A 515-nucleotide genomic window follows, 5' to 3' on the forward strand; every position below is an offset into this window, starting at 1 on the left:
TCCTGTCGGTTGTGTTCTTTGAAGGTCAGTTCCAAGGCTTTGGCCATCTAGGGGAATTTAACCTGTTTGTCGCACGTATTGCGATTGCGAGTTTCATGGCTTACTTACTTGGTCAGATCATGGATGTGCATGTGTTCAACCGTCTACGCCAAATGAAGCAGTGGTGGGTAGCACCAACGTGTTCGACACTCTTTGGTAATGCGCTAGATACCATCGCGTTCTTTGCGATTGCATTCTACCAAAGTCCAGATCCATTTATGGCTGAGCATTGGTCGGAAATCGCGCCGGTCCATTACGGCTTCAAGTTGGTGATCTGCCTTGGCTTGTTTGTCCCAATGTACGGTGTATTACTGAATTATCTGATTAAGAAGCTAACCGCAGTAAACCCAGACTTCAAAGTGAGTACGGCGGCGTAATATCGCTGATTGAATGTGAATAACAAAAAAGCCGCTGAATCCAGCGGTTTTTTTGTATTTGAAGGACGGGTACAAGTCTCGTTGTACAGCACTAGGAGC

Annotated in this window: 1 protein-coding gene; it reads left to right on the forward strand. The window is 46.2% G+C overall.

Annotated elements, in window-relative coordinates:
• The coding region (locus tag R7P74_RS29450) for a queuosine precursor transporter (protein WP_318124288.1) at window positions 1–416 on the forward strand (416 nt) is incomplete at its 5' end.
• Window positions 417–515: the final 99 nt, after the last annotated feature.

This window comes from Vibrio sp. 2033 (genome assembly GCF_033339735.1).